At 33.1% G+C, this 23,782-nt stretch carries 22 protein-coding genes; 19 read left to right on the top strand and 3 right to left on the bottom strand.

Going from position 1 to position 23,782, the window contains the following annotated elements; translation table 11 throughout:
* Nucleotides 1–194: 194 nt before the first annotated feature.
* From AST02_RS04510 to AST02_RS04445, 14 genes are all read left to right on the top strand, one after another.
* A complete protein-coding gene (locus tag AST02_RS04510) occupies nt 195–830 on the top strand; it encodes a poly-gamma-glutamate hydrolase family protein (RefSeq protein WP_069815971.1) in 636 nt (211 codons plus the stop codon).
* Nucleotides 831–936: 106 nt separating this feature from the next.
* Nucleotides 937–1,320: an RrF2 family transcriptional regulator gene (locus tag AST02_RS04505; protein WP_069815969.1), complete on the top strand. Its 384-nt coding sequence runs from the start codon at nt 937–939 to the stop codon at nt 1,318–1,320.
* A 72-nt stretch (nt 1,321–1,392) separates the two neighbouring features.
* Nucleotides 1,393–2,286 (top strand): NAD(P)/FAD-dependent oxidoreductase, encoded by an 894-nt coding sequence (locus tag AST02_RS04500; RefSeq protein WP_069815967.1) that lies wholly within the window; start codon nt 1,393–1,395, stop codon nt 2,284–2,286.
* Between the two features lie 103 nt (nt 2,287–2,389).
* On the top strand, nt 2,390–2,686 hold the full coding sequence (locus tag AST02_RS04495) for a thiamine-binding protein (RefSeq protein WP_069815965.1): 297 nt from the start codon (nt 2,390–2,392) through the stop codon (nt 2,684–2,686).
* 222 nt (nt 2,687–2,908) lie between these two features.
* Nucleotides 2,909–4,450, top strand: a complete 1,542-nt coding sequence (gene miaB / locus AST02_RS04490) for a tRNA (N6-isopentenyl adenosine(37)-C2)-methylthiotransferase MiaB (protein ID WP_069815963.1) — start codon at nt 2,909–2,911, stop codon at nt 4,448–4,450.
* Nucleotides 4,450–4,809 (top strand): RicAFT regulatory complex protein RicA family protein, encoded by a 360-nt coding sequence (locus tag AST02_RS04485; RefSeq protein ID WP_069815961.1) that lies wholly within the window; start codon nt 4,450–4,452, stop codon nt 4,807–4,809. Before miaB ends, AST02_RS04485 begins: the two co-directional genes overlap by 1 nt.
* A gap of 34 nt (nt 4,810–4,843) precedes the next feature.
* Entirely contained in the window at nt 4,844–5,341 is a 498-nt protein-coding gene (thiW, locus tag AST02_RS04480; protein ID WP_069815959.1) for an energy coupling factor transporter S component ThiW, read from the top strand.
* A 445-nt stretch (nt 5,342–5,786) separates the two neighbouring features.
* Nucleotides 5,787–8,435, top strand: a complete 2,649-nt coding sequence (mutS, locus tag AST02_RS04475; protein ID WP_069815957.1) for a DNA mismatch repair protein MutS — start codon at nt 5,787–5,789, stop codon at nt 8,433–8,435.
* 12 nt (nt 8,436–8,447) lie between these two features.
* Nucleotides 8,448–10,397 carry a DNA mismatch repair endonuclease MutL gene (gene mutL / locus AST02_RS04470; protein ID WP_069815954.1) on the top strand — a complete coding sequence of 650 codons (1,950 nt, stop codon included), beginning with the start codon at nt 8,448–8,450 and terminating at the stop codon, nt 10,395–10,397.
* Between the two features lie 11 nt (nt 10,398–10,408).
* Complete coding sequence (locus tag AST02_RS04465; protein ID WP_069815953.1) at nt 10,409–10,942, top strand: glycerol-3-phosphate responsive antiterminator; 534 nt, start codon at nt 10,409–10,411, stop codon at nt 10,940–10,942.
* A 225-nt stretch (nt 10,943–11,167) separates the two neighbouring features.
* Nucleotides 11,168–12,202, top strand: coding sequence for a S66 family peptidase (locus tag AST02_RS04460; protein ID WP_069815951.1), 1,035 nt, complete (start codon nt 11,168–11,170; stop codon nt 12,200–12,202).
* Nucleotides 12,203–12,374: 172 nt separating this feature from the next.
* Complete coding sequence (locus AST02_RS04455; RefSeq protein WP_069815949.1) at nt 12,375–13,193, top strand: MIP/aquaporin family protein; 819 nt, start codon at nt 12,375–12,377, stop codon at nt 13,191–13,193.
* 183 nt (nt 13,194–13,376) lie between these two features.
* Nucleotides 13,377–14,879 (top strand): glycerol kinase GlpK, encoded by a 1,503-nt coding sequence (gene glpK, locus AST02_RS04450; RefSeq protein ID WP_069815947.1) that lies wholly within the window; start codon nt 13,377–13,379, stop codon nt 14,877–14,879.
* A 146-nt stretch (nt 14,880–15,025) separates the two neighbouring features.
* On the top strand, nt 15,026–16,699 hold the full coding sequence (locus tag AST02_RS04445; protein ID WP_069815945.1) for a glycerol-3-phosphate dehydrogenase/oxidase: 1,674 nt from the start codon (nt 15,026–15,028) through the stop codon (nt 16,697–16,699).
* A gap of 83 nt (nt 16,700–16,782) precedes the next feature.
* Here the strand turns inward: AST02_RS04445 and AST02_RS04440 are convergent, their stop codons facing one another.
* On the bottom strand, nt 16,783–17,286 hold the full coding sequence (locus tag AST02_RS04440; RefSeq protein ID WP_069815943.1) for a MepB family protein: 504 nt from the start codon (nt 17,284–17,286) through the stop codon (nt 16,783–16,785).
* A gap of 70 nt (nt 17,287–17,356) precedes the next feature.
* A complete protein-coding gene (locus AST02_RS04435) occupies nt 17,357–18,100 on the bottom strand; it encodes a sulfite exporter TauE/SafE family protein (RefSeq protein ID WP_069815941.1) in 744 nt (247 codons plus the stop codon).
* A 311-nt stretch (nt 18,101–18,411) separates the two neighbouring features.
* Between AST02_RS04435 and AST02_RS04430 the strand changes: the two genes are divergently transcribed.
* From AST02_RS04430 to hfq, 3 genes are read left to right on the top strand one after another with little or no spacing between them, the layout of a single operon-like run.
* Nucleotides 18,412–19,350, top strand: a complete 939-nt coding sequence (locus AST02_RS04430; protein ID WP_069815940.1) for an alpha/beta hydrolase — start codon at nt 18,412–18,414, stop codon at nt 19,348–19,350.
* 21 nt (nt 19,351–19,371) lie between these two features.
* A complete protein-coding gene (miaA, locus tag AST02_RS04425; protein WP_069815938.1) occupies nt 19,372–20,349 on the top strand; it encodes a tRNA (adenosine(37)-N6)-dimethylallyltransferase MiaA in 978 nt (325 codons plus the stop codon).
* Nucleotides 20,321–20,539 (top strand): RNA chaperone Hfq, encoded by a 219-nt coding sequence (gene hfq, locus AST02_RS04420; RefSeq protein ID WP_002507796.1) that lies wholly within the window; start codon nt 20,321–20,323, stop codon nt 20,537–20,539. Before miaA ends, hfq begins: the two co-directional genes overlap by 29 nt.
* 132 nt (nt 20,540–20,671) lie before the next feature.
* Here the strand turns inward: hfq and AST02_RS04415 are convergent, their stop codons facing one another.
* Nucleotides 20,672–21,145 carry a glutathione peroxidase gene (locus AST02_RS04415; protein ID WP_065337888.1) on the bottom strand — a complete coding sequence of 158 codons (474 nt, stop codon included), beginning with the start codon at nt 21,143–21,145 and terminating at the stop codon, nt 20,672–20,674.
* A gap of 95 nt (nt 21,146–21,240) precedes the next feature.
* On the opposite strand from AST02_RS04415, the gene hflX reads away from it, so the two are divergent.
* Both hflX and AST02_RS04405 read left to right on the top strand, forming a co-directional pair.
* A complete protein-coding gene (hflX, locus tag AST02_RS04410) occupies nt 21,241–22,476 on the top strand; it encodes a GTPase HflX (protein WP_069815936.1) in 1,236 nt (411 codons plus the stop codon).
* Between the two features lie 16 nt (nt 22,477–22,492).
* Entirely contained in the window at nt 22,493–23,731 is a 1,239-nt protein-coding gene (locus AST02_RS04405; RefSeq protein WP_069815934.1) for a methionine gamma-lyase family protein, read from the top strand.
* Nucleotides 23,732–23,782: the final 51 nt, after the last annotated feature.

Genomic DNA, 23,782 nt, shown 5'->3' with positions numbered 1-23,782 from the left:
TCGAAGTATAGATAATTATTCATATAGTAAAAATAATTAAATGATAGCATATAAGCTGATTACATACGCGCTTGAATTAAGACACATTCAATATCGTATAGTATCAGCTTTTTTTTAGTAAATGTAGGAATATTTTATTCTTGTTTATAGTATTATAGAAGCTAAACAGTGCTTTATACTTTGGAGGGAATACGATGGTAGACCAATTTAATTCAATGACTGAACTTTTGTTACAGACAAGTGAAGGTAAAGATTGGGAAATTCATACGCGGCGAGCAAGTCAGCCAATGATTATTACGGCAGTCCATGGTGGGGCGATTGAACGTGGCACAACTGAACTTGCTCAATCGATAAGTGAGCGTGGTAACTATGATTTTTATACTTTTAAAGGTGTACGTCATAATAAAAATCACGAACTACATGTGACATCAAGACATTTTGATGAGCCAAAACTGTTACAAATGATCGATGATAATCGGCATGCGATTTCTGTTCATGGTTGCATGGGTGATAAACCAGAAGTGTATATTGGAGGAAAAGATCAAACACTAATAAAATATATTAAACACTATTTATCTGAAATTAATATCATTGTTAAAGATGCACCATCCCATATATCTGGACTTCACGATGATAATTTTGTTAATTGTTGCCAACACAAAGCTGGCGTTCAGTTAGAATTAACTGCGCGTCTAAGAAAAAATTTCTTTATTAACAAAAAATATAATCTTTATGATAGAGAAAATCGAGATAATTGGTCTCCGTTAATGGCTGATTTTACGCAAGCAATCATTGATGCTGTAAACCATTATCAAAATGAGCGCAATTAACCATTTATGATGTCATTTTAACCAACATTAGAAATAATATTTGCAAAACAAAACATAATAAGATATTATAGACATATTATATCTATAATAGGAAGTTGATAAATAAATGAAATGTTCTAAGGCAACAGATTATGCATTACACGCTTTATTATTTATGATAAAAAGTGACGGCGATTCAAAAAGAATACCAGTACAAGACTTAGCAGCCGTATTGAAAGTTTCTACGACTTATTTATCTAAAATTTTAACACGACTTGTAAAAGCTGGGATAATTTCAGCAAATAGTGGTGCAAAAGGCGGCTATCAATTAAAAAATGGATGGCAAGATGTTTCAATTTATGAAATTATTGTAACTATAGATGGCAAACAAAGCTTACTCGAAGATAGTTTTAGTCATGGTGAAGGGTGTTCTATTAAACAAATTATGGATGAAGCGGAACGTAGTTTAATAAATAATTTAGAACAAAAAAAATTAAAGGACTTGGCTTAACGCTAAGTTCTTATATTATTCGATTAATTATAGATATTAAGAGTCTTTAAAAGGTGTAAAGGAGTGAAATAAATGGATTATGAAATCATCGTTATTGGTGGCGGTCCTGCTGGTTTAAGCGCAGCATTAAATTTTGGAAGAGGTATGATGCATACATTAGTTATCGATGAGGATAAACCACGAAATCGAGTGACATCAGAATCACATGGTTATTTAACACAAGATGGTATTTCACCAACTGAATTCAAACAAAAAGCAAAACAAGATATTGCTAAATACAAAGATGTATCATTTTTAGCAGAACGTGTTATAGATATTAAAGAAAATGATGAAGGATTTGAAGTTTTTACCCAAGCACAATCATTTACAGCTAGACAAGTGTTACTCGCAACAGGATTAAAAGAACAAGGACCAGACATACCTGGTTTCAATGATTTTTATGGACAATCTATATTTTATTGTCCGTGGTGTGATGGCTATGAAATGCGTCATCGTAAGTTGGCTGTCATATATTCCGTTGAGATGATGACACATATGGTTAAATTATTAAGCAACTTTTCAAAAGAACTTATCGTTTTTACAAATGGGGAAAGTGTTACAGCCGAAGACAAAGCTGGGCTTAAAGCTAAAAATATTGATATATATACCGAACCCATCGCTGATTTAAGTGGGGAAAATGGTCAATTAACTCATGTTAAATTGTCAAACGGCGATAAAGTTGAAGTTGAAGGTGCATTTAGCCAAATGCAATGGGATACTCATTTTGATTTCTTGGAAAATTTGAGTTTAGAGCGTGATGAAAATAAAAAATTTGAAGTCAATGCTTTTGGTGAAACTTCGATTAAGCATTTTTATATTGCAGGTGAAACAAAAGATAATTTCGCGGGTCAAATTATAGATGCAACAGCTAATGGTGGTATGGTTGCTAAAATGATAATGATGACACAAATTAGTGAAGATTTTTAAAATAAATCTTATGATATAAATGATTAACGTTTTATATCTATGCCTTGAACATCTTATTTGATAAACTAAAAGATAAGTAAAACATATAAGGGGCTGAAGAAATATGCATGATACGTTAATGAGTGTCCAAATTATTCCGAAAACTGCTAATGGTGAAGATGTTATACCTTATGTTGATGAAGCGATAAAGATAATTGATGATTCTGGTTTAACTTATAGAGTTGGACCACTAGAAACAACAGTACAAGGTGAGATGAATGAATGTTTGATCTTGATTCAAAAGTTAAATGAGCGTATGGTTGAATTAGAAATACCGAGTACGATTAGTCAGGTTAAGTTTTATCATGTCCCTGAAGGTATTACAATTGAGACTCTTACTGGAAAATATGACGAAATTTAAAAAATAGATAATAAACAAAAACGATTCAACATATCAAGATGTTGAATCGTTTTTGTTTATTGGGAAAGACCTTTTGCACTTTGGGGCTAAATTTAATATAATGAAGTAATGATTATGGATAAAGTTATAGAACTTTGAACGCCTAGGTTGAAATACCAAAGTATAAAACATATTTAAAAACACTTGTTCTTAGTTTATATGATATAGAAAGGATTTTGTAGAGTGAATGAAGAGCAAAGAAAAAGTACTTCTATAGATATTTTAGCTGAACGAGATAAGAAGACTAAAGATTATAGCAAGTATTTTGAGCATGTCTATCAACCACCAAGTTTAAAAGAAGCACGTAAACGCGGTAAAGAAGAAGTAAACTATAACCGTGATTTTCACATAGATGAAAAATATCGTAATATGGGTCAAGGGAAGACCTTCTTAATTAAAACATATGGTTGCCAAATGAACGCGCATGATACAGAGGTCATGGCTGGTATTTTAGGCGCTTTAGGTTATTCAGCAACAGAAGATATCAATCAAGCTGATGTGATTTTAATTAACACATGTGCAATACGTGAAAATGCGGAGAGTAAAGTGTTTAGTGAGATTGGTAATTTAAAACACTTAAAACGAGAAAAACCAGAAACAGTTATCGGCGTATGTGGCTGTATGTCACAAGAAGAATCAGTTGTTAACAAAATTCTCAAATCGTACCAGAACGTTGATATGATTTTCGGAACGCATAATATTCATCGTTTACCAGAAATTTTAGAAGAAGCTTATTTATCAAAAGCGATGGTTGTAGAAGTTTGGTCAAAAGAAGGAGACGTTATTGAAAACCTTCCTAAAGTGAGAAAAGGTAATATTAAAGCTTGGGTAAATATTATGTATGGCTGTGACAAATTCTGTACATATTGCATTGTGCCTTTTACAAGAGGTAAAGAACGTAGTAGACGTCCAGATGATATTATTGCTGAAGTAAGAGATTTAGCGCGTCAAGGTTATCAAGAAATTACGCTGCTAGGTCAAAACGTTAACGCTTATGGTAAAGATATAGAGGGCTTAGAATATGGTTTGGGTGATTTATTAGAAGATATTACACAAATTGATATACCAAGAGTGAGATTTACTACAAGCCATCCATGGGACTTTACGGATCGTATGATTGAAGTTATTGCAAACGGGGGCAATATTGTACCTCACGTACATTTACCAGTTCAATCAGGTAACAACGCAGTATTAAAAATTATGGGACGTAAATATACACGTGAAAGCTATTTAGATTTAGTAGATAGAATTAAAACGAAGATACCTAACGTTGCACTGACTACGGATATTATCGTAGGTTATCCAAATGAAACTGAAGCACAATTTGAAGAAACTTTAACATTGTATGACGAAGTTGAATTTGAACATGCATATACTTATATTTATTCACAAAGAGATGGTACACCAGCAGCGAAGATGAAAGATAATGTGCCTTTAGACGTGAAGAAAGATAGATTACAACAATTAAATAAAAAAGTGGCTTATTATTCAGAACGAGCTATGAAACAATATGAAGGCGAAGTCATCCAAGTATTGTGTGAAGGTGCCAGTAAGAAGGATAATACTGTGTTAGCAGGCTATACTTCAAAAAATAAACTCGTTAACTTCAAAGCACCTAAAGAAATGATAGGTAGAATTGTAGATGTACAAGTTGATGAAGCGAAACAATTTTCATTAAATGGTACATTCTTACGCATGAGTGAAAAAGCAGTGGTGACTCAATAATGTATGAAAAAGATGACATATTAGCTGAAGCAAATCGCATTAGTGAACGAATCAAATCATTGGATACAGTTAAAGATTATCACACTGTAGAACAACAAATTCATTACAATAAAAATATTGAACAACGCATGAAAGATTTAAAGAAAACACAAAAGCAATCCGTAAACTTACAAAATTACGGTAAAACAGAAGCGCTAAAACAATCTGAGGGTAAAATACAAGGTATTGAGCAAGATATTAATGTATTACCTATAGTGGAAGAGTTCAGAGAATCACAAACTGAAGCCAACGATTTATTACAAATGATGATAAGTACAATGTCTGATCGTTTAAATCAACATGAACAAAATGACGACTAGCGTGTAATGTACTTTCAGGAAAGGAATGAACCGAATGAAGACAATTAAGACGAAAAGGTTAACTTTAACCGCAATATTCATCGCTATTAATGTAGTGTTGAGTAGTATCATTGTCATTCCGTTAGGCCCTATTAAAGCAGCACCTATTCAACATTTGATTAATGTACTATGTGCTGTGTTTGTTGGTCCGTGGTTTGGACTAGCTCAAGCATTTATTTCTTCAGTATTACGCATGATTTTTGGTACTGGTAGCTTCTTCGCCTTTCCTGGAAGTATGGTAGGTGTACTACTCGCAAGTGGTTTTTATCATTACCGTAAGCATATCTTCATGGCTGCGGTGGGTGAAGTGATAGGAACAGGTATTATTGGTAGTATAATTTGTATTCCATTAGCTTGGATACTTGGCTTTTCAGATTTTGCTATTAAACCATTAATGTTAGCATTTATCGTTTCTAGTATTATTGGTGCTATCATCAGTTATATATTATTAATGATATTGAAAAGAAAAGGCATATTAAAACGCTTCTTATAAGCTATGTCAGATTTACGATACGAGATTAAGACTCAAATAACTAATCATGAAGTTTTAGATGGATAACGAAACAAGTTATGTCGTGCTATTATTCTTGATTATTTATAGAGACTTAGTCTCGTTTTTTGAATTTAAATCTATGGTTACTTTATTGATAAATATTTTGATAATAATTAAGCTTTAACGCTACGATTGAATAAATAGGCGTAATATCTAAAGTTATGTTAAAATTTAAGAGTTAAATTAACTAATGAAGTTAAAGAAAATTAAACGAAAATGGATAACATTAAAGAGGCTTTCGGTACAAAAATGAATATGAAAACACGCTCAGTGCATATTTTAAATGTGTGCTACATGACTACACATACATATTCAAAGATACAATAATAATTGAATTTAATTTTTGAAAAGTAAGAAACTAATAGAAGGATTGTGAAATATCAAAATGACTAACCAAACTCCTATGATGCAACAGTATTTAAAAATAAAATCACAATATCAAGATTGTCTGTTATTTTTTAGATTGGGCGATTTTTATGAAATGTTTTTCGATGATGCGAAAGAGGCGTCAAGAGTATTAGAAATTACTTTGACGAAAAGGGATGCCAAAAAAACGAACCCGATACCGATGTGTGGTGTACCTTATCATGCAGCAGATGGCTACATTGAAACATTGATTAGCAATGGATATAAAGTAGCTATATGTGAGCAAATGGAAGATCCAAGACAGACTAAAGGTATGGTTCGTCGTGAAGTTGTTAGAATCGTTACACCTGGAACGGTAATGGATAAAGGTGGCGTTGATGAAAAACAAAACAACTATATATTAAGTTTTGTGAAAGATAATGTCGCTTACGCATTAAGTTATTGTGATGTTTCAACTGGAGAATTGAAAGTTACACATTTCGAAGATGAAGCGACACTAATGAATGAAATTACAACTATTAATCCTAATGAAATCGTCGTAAATGAGAATATTGATGATGATTTAAAACGTCAAATCAGTTTAACAACTGAAACAATAACGGTATTATCGGAAATTTCAGATGCACAGTATAGTGTGAATACTATGACGGAAGACAACTTGTTTAATGCGACACAATTGTTGTTAGATTATATATATCACACACAAAAAAGAGATTTATCCCATATTGAAGCAGTTGTTAAATATGAAGCGGTAGACTTTATGAAAATGGATTTTTACGCTAAACGAAATTTAGAATTAACAGAAAGTATTCGTTTAAAAACTAAAAAAGGAACATTGCTCTGGTTAATGGATGAGACTAAGACGCCAATGGGTGCCAGACGATTAAAACAGTGGATTGATAGACCACTTATCCATAAAGCACATATAGAATCTCGCTTAGATACAGTAGAACAGTTTATTAATCATTTCATCGAAAGAGATACATTAAGAAATCATTTGAATCAAGTTTATGATATTGAACGCTTAGTAGGCCGTGTAAGTTATGGCAACGTCAATGCACGCGATTTAATTCAGTTGAAACATTCTATTTCAGAAATCCCAAATATTAAAAATCTACTTAATGATTTTGATGAACAGATGACTGCACAATTTAAAGCGCTAGAGCCCTTAGATGAATTACTTGGCTTACTAGAAGAAAGTTTAAAAGAAGAACCACCAATTTCTGTAAAAGAGGGTGGCCTTTTTAAAACTGGTTTTAATAGTGAGTTAGACGAGTATTTAGAGGCATCTAAAAATGGGAAGTCATGGCTAGCTGAATTACAGGCTAAAGAACGCCAACGTACTGGCATTAAATCATTAAAGATTAGTTTTAATAAAGTGTTTGGTTACTTTATTGAAATTACTAGAGCGAACTTACAAGACTTCGATCCCACAGCATTTGGTTATCATCGCAAGCAAACATTATCTAACGCAGAACGTTTTATCACAGATGAATTGAAAGAAAAAGAAGACATCATTCTTGGCGCTGAAGATAAAGCAATCGAATTAGAATATCAATTGTTTGTTCAGCTAAGAGAAAAAATTAAAACCTATACAGAACGTTTACAAAAACAAGCTAAAGTTATATCAGAACTTGATTGTTTACAAAGTTTTGCAGAAATTGCGCAAAAATATAACTATGCACGTCCGAATTTTAGTGAAGATAAAACACTACAATTAACAAATTCGCGTCATCCGGTTGTCGAACGCGTGATGGACCATAATGATTATGTGCCAAATGATTGTGAATTAGATCAAGATACATTTGTCTATTTAATAACTGGACCTAATATGTCGGGTAAATCCACTTATATGCGTCAAGTAGCCATAATTAGTATTATGGCCCAAATGGGAGCATACGTCCCTTGTGAATCTGCAACACTACCGGTATTTGACCAAATATTCACAAGAATAGGCGCCGCAGATGATCTTGTATCAGGTAAAAGTACATTTATGGTTGAAATGTTAGAAGCACAGAAAGCACTCGCACATGCGACAGAAAATAGTTTGATTATTTTTGATGAAATTGGAAGAGGTACATCGACGTATGATGGATTAGCACTTGCACAATCGATGATAGAATACGTTGCGAATACGTCTCATGCTAAGACACTATTTTCTACGCATTATCACGAGTTAACAACTTTAGATCAATCTTTATCTTGTTTGAAAAATGTGCATGTAGCAGCAAACGAATATAAAGGTGAACTTATCTTCTTGCATAAGGTTAAAGATGGCGCAGTAGATGATAGTTATGGTATTCAAGTAGCTAAATTAGCACATTTACCTGATGAAGTAATTTCACGTGCGCAAGTTATATTAGATGCGTTTGAACAGACTGATAAACAAGAAAACCAAGTCGTAGTTAACAAACTTGAAGTAGACTCAAGTATTCAAGAAGTGCAATACTCAAATGTAGAAGAAGCAGTTGCAACATATCCGGAGCAATCTGAATATGCAAAACAGGATGATAATAGAAATCAATTTGAACAAACAGCATTTGAACTATTTGATGCGCCGGTCGAGCAATCTGAAATAGAAAATGAAATTAAGACGTTGAATTTATCTAACATGACGCCGATAGAAGCATTAATTAAATTAAGTGAATTACAAAAACAATTGAAATAGAGGTGAAGTCAAATGGGTAAAATTAAAGAGTTGCAAACATCATTAGCGAATAAGATTGCTGCTGGGGAAGTTGTTGAACGTCCAGGCTCAGTAGTCAAAGAGTTATTAGAAAATGCCATTGACGCCCAAGCGACTGAAATCAATATCGAAGTTGAACAATCTGGCGTAGCATCCATTCGTGTGGTTGACAATGGTACTGGTATTCATATAGAAGATTTAGGTCTCGTCTTTCATCGTCATGCAACAAGTAAATTAGATGCAGATGATGACTTGTTTCATATTCGCACACTTGGATTCCGTGGAGAAGCATTAGCGAGTATCTCTTCTGTTTCCAAAGTGACACTGAAAACATGTACAGATAATGAAGAAGGCCAAGAGATTTATGTGGAAAATGGTGAAATTCTTAATCAAAAACCTGCAAAAGCGAAACAAGGTACTGATATATTAGTTGAATCATTATTTTATAATACACCAGCGCGCTTAAAATATATTAAAAGTTTATATACTGAATTAGGTAAAATTACTGATATCGTAAATCGAATGGCAATGAGTCATCCAGGCATTCGTATTTCACTTATTTCAGATGGCAGAACGATTTTAAAAACAAATGGTTCAGGACGTACAAATGAAGTAATGGCAGAAATATATGGAATGAAAGTGGCTAAAGATTTAGTACATATCTCTGGTGAAACGAGCGACTATCGCTTAGAGGGATATGTTGCTAAACCAGAACATTCCCGAAGTAATAAACATTATATATCTATTTTTATTAATGGTAGATATATCAAAAACTTTTTGATAAACAAAGCAATTTTAGAAGGTTATCATACGCTGCTAATGATTGGCAGATTCCCGATTTGTTATATTAATATTGAAATGGATCCGATACTGGTCGATGTCAATGTGCACCCAACTAAATTAGAGGTACGTTTATCTAAAGAAGATCAGTTGTTTGAATTGATTGTAGAAAAAATACGAGAAGCTTTTAAAGATCGTATTTTAATACCACAAAATGATATGAATAAATTGACGCAGAAAAATAAAGTGCTGGATAAATTTGAACAACAGAAAATTGATTTTGAGAAACGCAAACAGCAAAGAGATACTACACATTCAACCAATTTGAACTTTGACCTTGAGGATAAACAGCCGAATGAAACAAATCAATCTAATCAAGCCTTAGATCATACACTCTCAAGTCCGAATACCTCCTCAGAGGATTCCTATTCAGTACAAGAATCGACTTATGATTATGCTAAGACGCAAAGAGATGTCTTGACAGATATGGAAGAACAAGATATTACTAATACATTAGCACCTTCTGAAGATGTAGCTGAAGCACCAGATATTAAAGGAAGTATCAGTAGCAATCCTTCACAGCGTATACCTTATATGGAAGTCGTAGGTCAAGTACATGGCACATATATTATTGCGCAAAATGAGAACGGTATGTTTATGATTGATCAACATGCTGCGCAAGAACGGATTAAATACGAATATTTCAGAGAAAAAATAGGTGATGTATCTAATGAAATACAAAATTTATTAATTCCTTTAACTTTTCACTTCTCCAAAGACGAGTTGATGATTATCAATCAACACGTTGAAGAATTAGATAAAGTGGGCGTGCATTTAGAACCGTTTGGTGGTAATGATTATATTGTTGATAGTTATCCAGTGTGGTTTCCTGCTGCTGAAGCGGAAGAAATTATTAAAGATATGATTGAGTATGTCTTAGAACATAAAAAAGTGAATGTTAAAAAAATACGTGAAGAAGCTGCTATAATGATGAGTTGTAAGAAATCAATTAAAGCAAATCACTATTTAAAAAATAATGAAATGGCAGATTTAGTGAATCAATTGAGAGAAACAGAAGATCCATTTACATGTCCACATGGCAGACCGATAATCATTAATTTTTCAAATTATGAATTAGAACGCTTATTTAAGCGCATTATATAGGAGGTTAGTGGATGAAGCCATATATTTTACCGGCTATTCGCTCAATGAAAGATTTAGAAAAACTGATACAGACAGATTATAAAGAATGTGTGTTATTAGATACGCATATAGGTCATATTAAAAGTATTATGGAATTGATGAAGAAGAATAATATAGAAGTGTATATGCATATTGATTTAATTAGAGGTATGAGTCACGATGAATTTGCTTGTGAATTTATCATTCAAAACTATCATCCCAAAGGCATCGTATCGACAAAAACGAAAGTTATAAACAAAGCCAAAGCGTTGAATACGACTACGGTTTTCCGTGTATTTATTCTAGATAGTCATGCACTAACTAGAAGCATTGAGCTTATAAAACGTGTTGAGCCTGACTTTGTTGAAGTGTTGCCAGGTATAGCAACAAAGGCCATAAAAATCATTAATGAAGAGACGAATACGTCTGTGATTGCTGGTGGGTTGATTAATGACGTTGAGGAAGTTGATGTTGCGGTAAAAAATGGTGCGAAATATATCACTACAAGTGATCGGGATTTATGGTAATAAAGCTAAAGCAGTTAAATTAACAATCGTTCTATTAAAGCATAAAGATTGAATGATGTTGATCATAATGTAATTGTCTTAATAGAATTAGCTATTTTAGAAACGGATTAAATCATTTTATTAATGTATAATCATTTCTAAAGCTTATAGCTAATTCTTTTTTATACCATTTTTTAATGATTAAGTATCAATTTATGTAAATTAAAAACCTAGGGGGAACATTTAATGATAAAACCGAGGAAATTATTAAGAGGTGACACTGTTGCAATTGTATCTTTATCTTCTGGTTTAGCCGGAGAAGATTCTATTTTATGGCGAACAAAACAAGGAATCGAACGACTGGAATCCGTATTTGGTTTGCATGTAAAAATTATGCCCAATGCACTCAAAGGTATTAAATATGTTCGTGAACACCCTGAACTGCGTGCTTCAGATTTAAATGAAGCATTAAAAGATAGTGAGGTAAAAGCGATTATAAGTTGTATTGGTGGTGAAGATGCCATTAGCATATTACCCTATGTAGATTTTCAAGCAATTTATGATAACCCCAAGATTTTTTCGGGTTATTCCGATTCAACGACTGTGCACATGATGTTTTATAAAATGGGTATCGTTAGTTTTTATGGACAAGCCTTATTGACAGATTTTGCGGAGAATATAGAAATGGATAGCTATACAATTAAAGATATTGAAAAATGTTGGTTCAATAGTTCAGCAATTGGCGAACGATTGCCTACGCCTTATACAAGACCAACAGGATTAGAATGGAAAGTAGAAAATAAAAATATTGCTAGGACTAAAAGAGACAACCAAAGTTATGAAGTTATAAATGGGGCAGGTATTGTGAGTGGCCATTTAATTGGAGGTAATTTAGAAACATTTGTGAGTTTGATAGATACTCCCATATTTCCGGAATTAGAGCATTTCAATCATGCGATACTTTTTTTAGAAACTTCAGAAGATACACCATCTCCTTTAGAATTTTCGGAAATGTTTAATCAATTATTACAAATAGGGGTGTTAGATAAAGTAGAAGGCATTGTTTTTGGTAAACCATTTAATCAAATATATTATGAAGCGTATAAAAATGAAATATTAAAAATTATTAAAAGAAGTAATAAACCAAGCATTCCAATTTTATATAATTTGTCATTTGGACACAATGAACCCAAGCACAGCATGCCTTATGGCTTATCAGCAAAAATCAATTGTTATACTCAGCAATTCGAAATTAAAGAAAGCGCTGTTATTGATTTTTAAATTGTGGCAATTTTTTTACAAAAAAGATTGACAACGCTTTCAATAGAGGTGTAAGATAAACACAAGTTAATAATTAGAACAGAGATGGGAGATTTCTACAGTCATTAAACCAGTGGTTCAACACTGGACATAATTGTAGGAGTCTCTTTGTCTTTTTTTAGGAGGAGTCTCTATGAGTGTATATTTTGCTGAATTATTGGGAACAGCAATATTAGTATTATTTGGGGGTGGCGTTGTTGCCAACGTTAATTTAAAACGAAGCAATGGTAACGGTGCTGATTGGATTGTAATTGCTACAGGTTGGGGGCTTGCCGTAACTATGGGCGTTTACGCTACTGGTGAAATATCTGGTGCGCATTTAAATCCGGCTGTTACTTTAGCGTTCGCAATGGACGGTGCATTAAGCTGGGGTATGGTTCCTGGATACATCATTTGTCAAATACTTGGTGGTATCATCGGTGGTATTTTAGTTTGGTTAATGTATTTAGCACAATGGAAAGCAACTGAAGATAAAGATACAAAATTAGCTGTGTTTTCTACAGCACCAGCAATAAAAAATTACTTTGCCAACTTTTTAAGTGAAATTATTGGTACTGCTGCTTTAACAATGGGTTTATTATTCATTGGAATGAATAAAATAGCTGATGGCTTAAATCCATTAATTGTTGGTAGTTTAATTGTTGCGATTGGTTTAAGTTTAGGTGGTCCAACTGGTTATGCCATTAATCCTGCTCGTGATTTAGGACCTCGTATCGCACATGCCATTTTACCAATAGCTGGTAAAGGCAAATCAAATTGGAGTTATGCAATTGTTCCGGTTTTAGGACCTATTACAGGTGGTATGATGGGTGCGGTCATTTATAGATTGTTCTATAAAGGTGCGTTTGATATGATGTCTGTTGTATCAATCGTGTTATTAATTGTAACAATTGCGCTTGGAATCGCTTTAAACAAAGCAAAAAGTGCAAAAGGTATCGAAACAATTTATTAAATAAGTTTTAACTGTCCTGTTTATACGTTAAAATATAAACAGGTCTTATATTATAAAAAAATAAATAATATGAATATGTTTGTTGAATTATTAAAAAGAAATGTATACAGATAGATTGTTGGGAAACATACATTTCACATACATTATTTATTCAACAAATATAATAAAAGGGAGATTATCAATATGAAAAAATATATTTTGTCAATTGACCAAGGTACAACAAGTTCAAGAGCGATTCTTTTTGACCAAGATGGGAAAATCCAAGGCGTAGCACAACGTGAATTCAAACAATATTTTCCTAAATCTGGTTGGGTAGAACATGATGCAAACGAAATTTGGACGTCTGTATTGGCAGTTATTGCTGAAGTGCTTAATGAAGAAAATGTTGGCGCAGATCAAATCGCGAGTATCGGTATTACAAATCAACGTGAAACAGCAGTAGTTTGGGATAAACATACGTCACGTCCAGTCTATCACGCAATTGTATGGCAATCGCGTCAAACACAAAGTATTTGTCAAGACTTAAAAGACCAAGGTTTAGAAAGCAAATTCCGTGAAAAAACAGGCCTTTTATTAGATCCTTACTTTGCAGGTACAAAAGTAAAATGGATACTTGATAATGTTGAAGGTACAAGAGAAAAAGCTGACAATGGTGACTTACTATTCGGAACAATTGATTCATGGTTAGTATGGAAATTATCAGGTGGGCAAGCACATATCACAGATTATACAAATGCAAGTCGTACATTAATCTACAACATTCATGATTTAGAATGGGATCAAGAATTATTAGACATTTTAGAAATTCCGAATTCAATGCTACCTGAAGTAAAATCTTCTAGTGAAGTTTATGCTAATACTGTGGATTATCATTTCTTCGGTAAAGAAGTGCCAATTTCTGGTATCGCTGGTGACCAACAAGCAGCACTATTCGGCCAAGCATGTTTCGACCGTGGTGATGCGAAAAACACTTATGGTACTGGTGGATTCATGTTAATGAATACAGGAGAAGAAGCTGTAACTTCTAAGAGTGGTTTATTAACAACAATCGCGTATGGTATTGATGGTAAAGTCAATTATGCACTTGAAGGTTCTATCTTCGTTTCAGGTTCTGCAATTCAATGGTTAAGAGATGGACTCAGAATGATTAATTCAGCGCCACAATCAGAAAATTATGCAGAACGTGTCGAATCAACTGAAGGTGTATACGTTGTGCCAGCATTTGTTGGTCTTGGTACACCATACTGGGATGCAGAAGCACGTGGTGCTATTTTCGGACTTACACGTGGTACTGAAAAAGAACATTTCATTCGTGCTACTTTAGAATCATTATGTTACCAAACACGTGACGTATTAGAAGCGATGGAAAAAGATTCTGGTATTAAAGTAAATAATTTACGTGTCGATGGCGGCGCAGTTAAGAATAATTTCATTATGCAATTCCAATCCGACATTTTAAACATTGGTGTTGAACGTCCAGAAATTAGCGAAACAACAGCATTAGGTGCAGCATACTTAGCTGGACTTGCAGTTGGATTCTGGGATAGTAAAGATGAAATTGCTAACCGTTGGAAATTAGAAAAACAATTCAATCCAGACATGGAAGAAAAAGAAAGAGAAAAACATTATAAAGGTTGGAAGAAAGCTGTAGAAGCTACTCAAGTCTTTAAATTAGATGATGAGTAAAAAAATTAGACTTAAAAGTGTTATCTGTGCTACAATACGGGTAAGTTAATAATATCGAGATGAGAAATGAGAGATTCAATTCGTACAATTATATATGTATGGGATGGGTCTCTCTTTTTTTAATACTTTAGGAGGCGCTGGATTTTATGAGTTTATCAACTTTAAAAAGAGAACAGATTAAGAAAGAATTGAAAAATGACGCTTATGACGTTGTGATTATCGGTGGCGGAATTACCGGAGCTGGGATTGCTTTAGATGCCAGTAACAGAGGTATGAAAGTCGCTTTAGTAGAAATGCAAGACTTTGCACAAGGTACAAGTTCACGTTCTACTAAATTAGTACATGGTGGATTACGTTATTTAAAACAGTTACAAGTAGGCGTTGTAGCAGAAACTGGTCGCGAACGTGCGATTGTTTATGAAAATGGTCCACATGTAACAACACCAGAACGCATGTTATTACCATTGCATAAAGGCGGATCTATGGGTAAATTCACTACATCGATTGGTTTAGGCGTTTATGATAGATTAGCAGGTGTTAAAAAAGCTGAACGTAAAACAATGTTAAATGCAAAAGAAACACTTGCAAAAGAACCACTTGTTAAGAAAGCTGGACTTAAAGCTGGTGGCTCATATGTTGAATACCGTACAGATGACGCACGATTAACTATTGAAGTAATGAAACGTGCTGAAGAAAAAGGCGCTACTATCATTAACCATACAAAATCTGTTCATTTCACATATGATTCAAATGAAACAGTTAATGGTATTCAAGTAGAAGACCAAATTAGCAATGAAACTTACCCAATTAAAGCTAAAAAAGTTATCAATGCAAGTGGACCATGGGTAGATGAAGTACGTAGTGGCGATTATGCACGTAACAATAAAGAATTACGTTTAACAAAAGGTGTTCATGTTGTAATTGATCAATCTAAATTCCCACTAGGTCAAGCTGTATACTTTGATACAGAAAACGATGGCCGTATGATTTTTGCTATTCCACGTGAAGGCAAAGCATATGTTGGTACTACAGATACTTTTTATGACAATGTTAAGACATCACCATTAGTTAACCAAGAAGATAGAGATTATTTAATTGAAGCAATTAACTATATGTTCCCTGATGTTAACGTATCTGATGAAGATATTGAATCATCATGGGCTGGTGTGAGACCACTTATTTTAGAAGAAGGTAAAGATCCTTCAGAAATTTCTCGTAAAGACGAAGTTTGGGAAGGTAAATCTGGTTTATTAACAATTGCAGGTGGTAAATTAACTGGTTACCGTCATATGGCAGTAGAAATTGTTGATTTATTAGCAAAACGCTTAAAATCAGAATATAAACTTACTTTCGCTAAAGCGGCAACAAAACACTTACCAATCTCTGGCGGCGATGTAGGCGGCAGTAAAAACTTTGATAAATATATTGAACAAAAAGTTGAAGATGCAAAAGCTTATCAAATAGACGAAGCGACTGCACGTCACTTTGTATCTAAATATGGTTCAAACGCTGAAGAGCTATTCAAAATTGCACAAACTGCGCAATATCAAGAAACTGGTTTACCATTAGATATCTACACAGAGTTAATTTATTCAATTCAAAATGAAATGGTTCACCGTCCAACAGATTTCTTTATCCGTCGTACAGGTAAATTATATTTCAAAATTGATGATGTATTAAATTATAAAGAACAAGTAATTGATGTAATGGCTGAATTATTAGGCTATACAAATATTCAAAAAGAATTATATACAAAAGAATTAGAAACTGCGATTAAAGAAGCACAAACAGGTAATAACCAACCAGCAGTTAAAGAATAAATATGTATAAATAGTAAAACTGGCGACAAGGTCTTAGGACTTTGTCGCCAGTTTTTGTTTGTCTACCTCAATATATCTTTGTGTTACTTTATATCATAATATGTATAGATATCTTTTTCGTTGAAGGGGACAGATAAATCTAAAAAGTAAGGGCTTTGCCACTTTTGTGTTTTTAATGCAGTCTTGTTTAAATTTGATTCCCAATTGGGATAAACACGCATTGCCATTTTGCCTTTGTATTGGGTTGAAGTTAAGACGCCATTTGCTAACAAAATATCTTTCGGAAAAATAAATTGTCCTTTACGATCACCATCAATAATATTAATAACCAAGTAATCTTTAGAACCCTCGCAATTAAAAGGAGTATTTTGAGCTATTTCATTTTTATGCCACATTGCAACAAAATAACCAGTTTTTTTAGGTGTCTTCTTAGCTAACCGACTTTTAAAAGTATGATGAGATAAGTTAAAATTAAAAGCCTCATATTCATGATTCCATTTTTCAACTTCAAAATTAATTGGAGAAAAGTCATTTACCATTTCGTGCATTTTATTTATTAACTTTTTAGAAGCATAATTTTCAAACATAATAAACCAACCTTTGCTAAATTATATTTAAGTCTTTGTTTTCTGAATCAAGTAATATAAAATCTAATTACTATGTTGAAAGCATTAATATACCTAAGATAACTATAAAAATATAAATCCATTTTTCAAAATGATTATGGTGTGTCTTTTTCGATAAATACTTACCTAATAAAACTGCAACAATCAATACAGGTAAAGTAGCTAAGTATAATTGAATAGTTTGACTCGTCCATATACCACCCAACAATTGACCTATGACAACAAAGATAGCTGTTAATAGAAAATGAGCCTGAATTGTACTTTTAAAGTCTTTAATATGCCATTGACTTAGCGTTCCGAAAATAACGATTGGTACACCATGAGAGTTATAAACACTGCCTAGCACGCCGGAAACAAGTCCTGCCAAACCTTCCCATAGAGAAGATTTAAGTTTAATTTTAGCGTGATGGGTAAGAAAAACGGTCTTGATAAATGCATAAATACCATAAAAGATTAGAAAAATAGCTAACAGTAATTGTATTTTTTCAGTATCAAAATGATGGAGTATCCATATGCCTATAGGTATGCCGATTAAACTACCGGACATCATGACTGCCAAAGTCTTATATTTAATATGCTTCATTTCAGAAAAAATATTGAATAAAGCCACAGTTAGACCAGCGATACCCACTAAAGATATAGCTGTTTTTATATCTAAACCTATTAAAGCTAATAAAGGCATGCTGATTAAAGCTTCTCCAAAGCCAAAGTATGTTCGGACTAAAGCACCTAAGAATATAGCTAATAAAATAAAAATAAAAATCGTTATATCCATTAGATGTCCTCCTCGACGAATTGTTGTTTGTTTTACATTTTATGATGAGCATGATTAACTCAATACCTATTATTGATTCAATACTTGATATTGAGTATAACATTTTTAAAATAGAATCATATTAGGGTTTCGAAGGATTATTGCATTTTTATTGGTGAGAAGATTTTCTTAAGTATTTATAAAATCAATGTTTTTTAATATATCGTTGTCTAGTGGTTAACGTTTTGCATTCTATTTGATAACATTGAATTTTGAGGGTATATTGTATAGTATAAGAAGATTGAAATGATGCATGATTTGGGGGCTATCACATGAGTCAAAAGGAATTTAAGATTACTGTTGAAGATGGCACAATGTTAGAAGTGAAATTAGATAAAGCCAAACATGAAACAATTGGTGTTGTACATTTGCTTCATGGTATGGCAGAACATATGGGAAGATATGATGAACTTGTTGAATCGTTTAATCAACAAGGATATGATGTATTACGCCATAACCATAGAGGTCATGGTAAAGAAATAAATGAAAAAGAACGCGGACATATAGATGATATATCGCAAGTAGCGGATGATACATATGAAATTGCTCAAACAATGTGTACACACTATACGAACATCCCATACATTATGATTGGTCATTCTATGGGTTCTATTATAGCGCGTGTATTTGCTCAAAAATATCCTGATGCAGCGCAAGGTTTAATTCTTAGTGGCACAGCACAATATCCAAAGTATTTAGGTCTACCCATTGCTGCATTAATGAAAATCATTACTTTAATATTAGGGAAACGACGTCGATTGAAGTGGATTAACCGATTAATGTATAAATCATTCAATAAAGATATCAAAAATCAAAAAACTTCAAGCGATTGGTTATCTAGCGATGCTCGAGAAGTGGCTAAATTTATAAAAGATCCGAATACTGGTTTTTTAGTTTCCAATCAACTTATATACCAAATAATAAAACACGCATTAGCCACAAGTCGTGTAAAAAATATTGAAAAAATGAATACAGAGCTTCCTGTACTACTCATATCGGGTAAAGACGATCCGTTAGGTGGCAAAGGTAAAGGTATTAGAAAACTAGGAAAATTATATAAACGCTGTGGTGTGAAACATGTAACCGTCCATTTATACAAAAATAAACGCCATGAAGTTTTATTCGATACGGATTCTGATATTACATGGAATAACATGTATGAATGGATTGAAAAGCAAATTTTAAAAAAGATAAATAATAATAGTAAATAACTAAAGAGAGTTGATATACACGTGCATAACGATAAACCTTTTTTAATCGTACTTGTAGGACCGACTGCTGTTGGAAAGACAGAATTTAGCATTGAATTAGCGAAAAAATTTAATGGTGAAATTATCAGTGGCGATTCAATGCAAGTATACAAGCATATGGATATAGGTACAGCAAAGATTACACCAGATGAAATGTCAGGCGTGCCACATCATATGATAGATATATTAGAACCAGATGAAACATTTTCTGCATTTGATTTTAAAAATAGAGCCCAGCAATTAATAACTGAGATTACTGATAGAGGATGTGTGCCTATAATTGCTGGAGGCACGGGCTTATATATCCAGTCTCTGATTCACGATTATGCGTTTGAAGATGAAACAATCACAGAAGAAGAAAGTGAAGTAGTAGATAAAACATTAGCAGAATTAGATCAGCTATCAAATGAAGCGTTACATCAGTATTTATCATCATTTGATAGTGAGTCAGCAGAAGATATTCATCCTAATAATAGAAAAAGAGTGCGCAGGGCAATACAATATTATTTAAAAACAAAAAAACTTTTAAGTTCTCGAAAGAAAGTTCAACAATATACAGAAAATTATGATACATTATTATTAGGGATAGAAATGTCGCGTGACATATTATATCAAAGAATAAATAAACGCGTAGATATAATGTTGGAACGTGGTTTACTTGATGAAGTGAAACAACTCGTAGATGCGGGATATGAATCATGTCAAAGTATGCAAGCTATAGGCTATAAAGAAATGTTGCCTGTAGTGAAGTGCGGTACAAATAAAAATGACGCAATAGATAAATTAAAGCAACATTCTCGAAACTATGCAAAGCGACAGATGACTTGGTTCAAAAATAAGCTAGACGTAGTATGGTTAGATAAAGAGAAAATGTCACTTTCATCGATGTTAGATGAAGTTTCAGTCCAAATAAAGAAAAGGAGTATAGAACATGAAGACAACAGAAAACATCCAAGATAAATTCCTAGGACAATTTAAGACTGATCAAACAAAAGTGATTGTGTTTTTAATGAATGGTTTTCAAATGAAAGGTGTTATTGAGGATTATGATAAGTATGTAGTATGCTTATTATCTCAAGGTAAACAGCATTTTATTTATAAACATGCTATCAGTACTTTTACAATTGATGATGCACCTCAAACATCATAATCAGAAAATATATAATTAAAAATTAAAAACTAAAAAAGCTACACTAGATTAATTGATATCTAGTGTAGCTTATATTTATTTATAGATATTGTAATGATTAATATTGTTTCAGAAAATCATAGAATCTTCAAATTATAATAATGCTTCAATTTCTGATTCGATTTGATTAGGTTTTTTCTGTGGAGAAAAGCGTTTTACAACTTTACCATCTTTATCTACTAGGAATTTAGTGAAGTTCCATTTGATTTTTTCATTGAAGACACCATTTTGTTCTTTAGTTAAAAATTCAAATAGTGGGTGTTGATTTTCACCTTTGACATCAACTTTTTCATGCATTGGGAAAGTAACGCCATAGTTAATTTTACAGTTTTGTGTAGCTTCTTCACCAGTGCCAGGCTCTTGACCTCCAAATTGATTACAAGGGAAACCTAATACTATAAAATCTTGATCTTTATATTTATCATATAAACTTTGAAGTCCTTCGAACTGTGGTGTAAAACCACATTCACTAGCCGTGTTAACAATTAACATGGGTTGTCCTTGGTACGTATCTAATTTGTAGGATTCTCCATTTGGTTTCTGAACTTCTATGTCATATATAGTCATTTTAATTCACCTCTTATAAATAATCTAACATAAATTGGCGCTGTAGTCTTTATATATACACTATGATAGAATAGCTAAGAAAAGAGGTGCATGTTATGACCCAACAACAAACTTATAATACAAAAAAAGAATTAGAAACAGCTATTTTAGTTGGAGTACATGCTCAAAATGATGAGGAATTTGATTTTGAGTCGACAATGGAAGAATTAGCATCATTGTCAGAAACGTGTCAACTAAACGTTCAAGAACAGTTTACTCAAAACAGAACGCATTTTGATAGAAAATATTATGTTGGTAAAGGGAAATTAGAAGATATTCGAGCGTATATTGAATATCATGATATCGATGTCGTTGTTGCTAATGATGAATTAACAACAGCACAATCAAAAGCTCTAAATGGAAATTTAAATGTGAAAATTATCGACAGAACGCAATTAATATTAGAGATTTTTGCATTAAGAGCAAGCAGTAAAGATGGTAAATTACAAGTTGAATTAGCGCAACTTGATTATTTAATGCCAAGATTGCAAGGACATGGACGTAGTTTGTCACGTTTAGGTGGCGGTATTGGGACAAGAGGCCCTGGTGAAACGAAGCTAGAAACGGACCGCCGTCATATTAGAACGAGAATGAATGAAATTAAACATCAATTAGAAACAGTAGTTGAACATCGTGAACGTTATCGTAATAAACGTGAACAGAACCATGTTTTCCAAGTTGCACTCATAGGTTATACGAACGCAGGTAAATCATCTTGGTTTAACATGCTTGCCAATGAAACAACATATGAAAAGAATTTATTATTCGCAACACTTGATCCTAAAACACGACAAATCCAGATAAACGATGGGTTTAACTTAATTATTTCAGATACAGTTGGATTTATTCAAAAGCTGCCAACGACATTAATTGCAGCTTTTAAATCAACGCTTGAAGAAGCAAAAAATGCGGATCTATTATTACATGTCGTTGATAGTAGTCATCCTGAGTATAGAGCGCAATATGATACTGTGAATGGAATTGTTGCAGATTTAGATATGGCACAAATTCCGCAAGCGATTATATTTAATAAAAAAGATTTACATGAAGGCGCGACACCGACAACGAATAAGCCATCGGTATTTGTTTCTAGTCGAGATGAAGCAGATATAGACAAAGTAAAACAATTGCTATTTGATCAAGTACAAAAATCACTCACATATTATGAAGAAAGCATACCAAGTGCGAATGCGGATAGATTATATTTTCTCAAACAGCATACACTTGTCTCAGAATTAATATTTAATGAAGATGATGCGACTTATGAAATTAAAGGATATAAAAAAGAATAGAAGGAAGTAATGATTAATGGAAGATATGAAACAGCTGATTGCTAATACAGAAGAAACGTTAGCACCATATTTCAGAAACATTGAGGCAACAGCATATGTTAATCAGGAAAAAGTATTAGATGCATTTCATGCGGTTAGAGCAACTGAAAATGACTTGCAAGGCACTACTGGTTATGGCTATGATGATTTTGGTAGAGACCATTTAGAAGAAATTTATGCTCATGTTTTTAAAGCAGAAGATGCTATTGTCAGACCGCAAATTATTTCAGGTACCCATGCGATAACGATTGCTTTACAAAGCACATTAAAATATGGTGATGAGCTGTTATATATAACAGGAAATCCTTATGATACTTTATTAGAGGTTATTGGCATAAATGGAAATGGTATTGAAAGTTTGAAAGAATACGGCGTGAGTTATAATAAAGTTGATTTAAAAGATGATGATATAGATATAGAAGAAGTAATGAATCAAATCAAACCACAAACCAAAGTTATTGCAATTCAACGTTCTAAAGGATATGATCAACGACCTTCTCTTAATTTAGAAGTGATTGAGCGCGCAATTCAAACAATAAAATCACAGTATCCAGACGTGATTATTTTTGTAGATAATTGTTATGGTGAATTCGTTGAAACGCGTGAACCGATAGAATGTGGTGCAGATTTAATTGCTGGATCATTAATTAAAAATCCAGGTGGTGGCTTAGCTAAAATTGGTGGTTATATTGCCGGCAAAGAATCCTTGGTTGCTAGATGTGGATACCGTTTAACTGCACCTGGTATAGGTAAAGAAGCGGGTGCCTCTCTTAACTCATTACAAGAAATGTACCAAGGCTTTTTCTTAGCACCTCATGTTGTTAGCCAAAGTTTAAAAGGCGCATTGTTTACGAGTCTACTATTAGAAAAAATGAACATGCGTACAAAACCAAGATATGATGTTCCAAGAACGGATCTTATACAAACAGTTGAATTTGATACGAAAGAGCAAATGATTCAATTTTGCCAAAGTATTCAACAAGCTTCACCGATTAACGCGCACTTTAAGCCAGAACCTGCTTCTATGCCAGGCTATGAAGACGATGTTATTATGGCTGCTGGTACGTTTATCCAAGGTTCGTCTATTGAATTATCAGCTGATGGTCCAATTCGACCACCACATGAAGCCTATGTACAAGGTGGCTTAACTTACGAGCATGTGAAATTGGCAGTAACAAGAGCTGCAGCAAATCTTAAATCACAGCAACTGATATAAAAGGAAGTTGAAATCCATGTATTGTATCAAATACACATTTTGAAGTAATAT

It is taken from the genome of Staphylococcus equorum (assembly GCF_001747895.1).
GTDB classification, from domain to species: domain Bacteria; phylum Bacillota; class Bacilli; order Staphylococcales; family Staphylococcaceae; genus Staphylococcus; species Staphylococcus equorum_A.
The sequence above is the reverse complement of the archived record's forward strand: the minus strand, read 5'-3'. Positions and strand labels throughout refer to the sequence as shown.